The organism is Acidithiobacillus sp. TH-A36, assembly GCF_057473445.1.
This window is the reverse complement of sequence record NZ_JBYCKP010000351.1, coordinates 1-2,280: the sequence shown is the minus strand read 5'-3', so window position 1 is coordinate 2,280 and position 2,280 is coordinate 1. Positions and strand designations below refer to the sequence as shown.

The following is a 2,280-nucleotide window of genomic DNA, read 5'->3' as shown; positions in this document are numbered from 1 at the left end:
CCGGACGCTGCCAGGCGTGACCGTCTTCAAAAGCCAGCGCCCGCAGGTTTTTCTTTTTGGCCAGAATCAGGCGGGCATCGGGCAAAATGGCCGGAGCCAGTACCATCTCGACAAACTGATTACTGATCAGTTCAGCGGTTTGGGCATCCAGCGGCGTATTGAAGGCAATGATGCTGCCAAAGGCCGATACCGGATCACCCGCCCAGGCGCGCTGAAAGGCACTGAGCAAATCCTGACCCAAGGCCACCCCACAGGGGTTTCCATGTTTGACCACGCAACAGGCCGGTTCCGAGAATTCCATGACCAGAGCGACCGCCGCATCGCCATCGCCAATGTTATTGTAGGAAAGTTCCTTGCCCTGCAACTGATGGGCATCGGCCAGCCCTCCGCCACGGCCATCGCGGTAAAAAGCCGCCGCCTGATGGGGATTTTCGCCATAGCGTAATTCCTGCACCTTCTCGAACTGCAGGGAAAGGGTCTGGGGAAACTGGCTGTGCTGACCTTCCACATTACGGCTGGACAAATAGTTGGCAATGGCCCCATCGTACTGGGCGGTATGGGCAAAAACCTTGGTCGCCAGATGAAAACGGGTAGTCGCCCCCACACCACCGTGGCTTTGCTCCATTTCCTGCAGGACGCGGGAATAGTCATCAGGATCAACAAGAACCGTCACGCCTTCCCAGTTTTTGGCCCCGGCCCGGAGCATGGTCGGCCCGCCAATATCAATGTTCTCAATGGCCTCTTCCAGCGTGCAGTCGGGGCGCGCCACAGTTTCGGCAAAGGGATATAAATTGACGCAAAGCAAATCAATGGGGAGGATGTCCTGCTCCGCTATTTGCCGATCGTGGTCAGCATTACCGCGACGGGCCAGCAGGCCGCCATGAATTTTGGGATGCAGGGTTTTCAGGCGGCCCTCCAGCATTTCCGGAAAACCGGTGTAATCGCCCACTTCCTGAACGGCAATGCCGTCGGCCATCAACACCTTGGCGGTTCCACCCGTAGATAGAATTTCCACCCCAAAGTCGCGCAGTCGCCGTGCAAACTCCACCACCCCGCGCTTGTCAGAAACGCTGATGAGCGCCCGTGTTATTTCACCCATAAAGCCATGTCACCTTTGCCAGCCTAAAATTAAAAAAGGTACGATCAGGAAACCTGTCGTACCCAAACCTCCTGATGGAGGGAGCGTTCTTACTCGCATAACGCAAACAGCGTCAACGGAATACATCTATTGTAGAAGAGCCGCGCGGGGGATGCAAGCTGAAACCCAACATCACCCATGGCTATCCCTGAAGCCTGAGGAGCCATATCACTGGCAGCGGGCAGGGAAGCAGATGCTGAGGGTTTTGCGGGAAGTGGGAGGTGTCGTTGGAGCTCGTCGCATTGCTGCTTGGCAGATTATACGGCAAAATACCGTATACGGTATTTTGCCGTAATCTATGGAGATGGATATGACGGCCGCCCGATTTGAGTTGAAAATGGACGTCGAAGAAAAGGCGCTTGTAGCACATGCTGCGGCCCTGGCGGGCACTACGATGGCCGCATTCGTACGCAACGCAGCCAAAGAAAAGGCGCGTGACCTCTTGGAACGGGAGTCTCGCATTACGATGTCGAACGACGATTTTCAGGCCTTAACAAAAGCGCTGAACGGGGCTTTCAAGCCCAATGTTGCTTTACAGAATGCCATGGATCTTGCGCGTAAAATTCGGCGTGCTTGAAATCCAACTGTTGGACCCACAGCGCCATGACCGTCAGGCTTTTACCTCTGCTGTGGACGCGCTGGATGAATACCTGCATCGCTTCGCCGTTCAGCATGTGAAGAAGGGTATTGCCGTGGTTCATGTATTGGTTGATACAGATAAACCGAAAACCATTCTGGGTTACTACAGTTTGGGTGCTGCCCAGATTGACGCCATGCAAATGGACGCGCTCACCCGAAAAAAACTGCCGCGTTACCCAGTGCCCTGTTTCCGGCTGGGGCGTCTGGCAGTGGATTCAGCACACCAGGGGAAAGGATTGGGGCGCCTCCTCATGGGTTGTGCCGTTGAACATTGTCTGGAGGCCCGTAAAACAGTAGCTGCCTATGCGCTGGTGGTCGATGCCAAAGGCGAAAAGGCCAGAGCGTTTTATCTGCACTACGGTTTTCTATCTTGCAGAGATGATCCGATGACCTTGTACTTGCTGTTGGGTACCACTGCTCCATGATCCAGAGTGGCCAGATATTGTTTGGCCCAAGGCTGTTCAATAAGCCCCATCCCGCTTCAAAACTACCTTGATGGTGCG

The 2,280-nt window shown here is 54.9% G+C and carries 3 protein-coding genes; 2 read left to right on the top strand and 1 reads right to left on the bottom strand.

Annotated elements, in window-relative coordinates; all coding sequences use genetic code 11:
* On the bottom strand, positions 1 to 1,099 hold a 1,099-nt coding region (gene purH, locus AC2VLY_RS09360), incomplete at its 3' end, for a bifunctional phosphoribosylaminoimidazolecarboxamide formyltransferase/IMP cyclohydrolase (protein WP_486893912.1).
* Between the two features lie 349 nt (positions 1,100 to 1,448).
* Here purH and AC2VLY_RS09355 point away from each other — a divergent pair.
* Together AC2VLY_RS09355 and AC2VLY_RS09350 are read left to right on the top strand one after the other, a co-directional pair.
* Positions 1,449 to 1,715, top strand: a complete 267-nt coding sequence (locus AC2VLY_RS09355; RefSeq protein ID WP_486922155.1) for a type II toxin-antitoxin system TacA family antitoxin — start codon at positions 1,449 to 1,451, stop codon at positions 1,713 to 1,715.
* On the top strand, positions 1,690 to 2,202 hold the full coding sequence (locus AC2VLY_RS09350) for a GNAT family N-acetyltransferase (protein WP_486922154.1): 513 nt from the start codon (positions 1,690 to 1,692) through the stop codon (positions 2,200 to 2,202). Before AC2VLY_RS09355 ends, AC2VLY_RS09350 begins: the two co-directional genes overlap by 26 nt.
* The last annotated feature ends 78 nt before the right edge of the window (positions 2,203 to 2,280 follow it).

Bases quoted from the DNA above. Each gene is read 5' to 3' on its own strand.
- AC2VLY_RS09355 (WP_486922155.1), top strand. From the start codon at position 1,449: ATGACGGCCGCCCGATTTGAGTTGAAAATGGACGTCGAAGAAAAGGCG.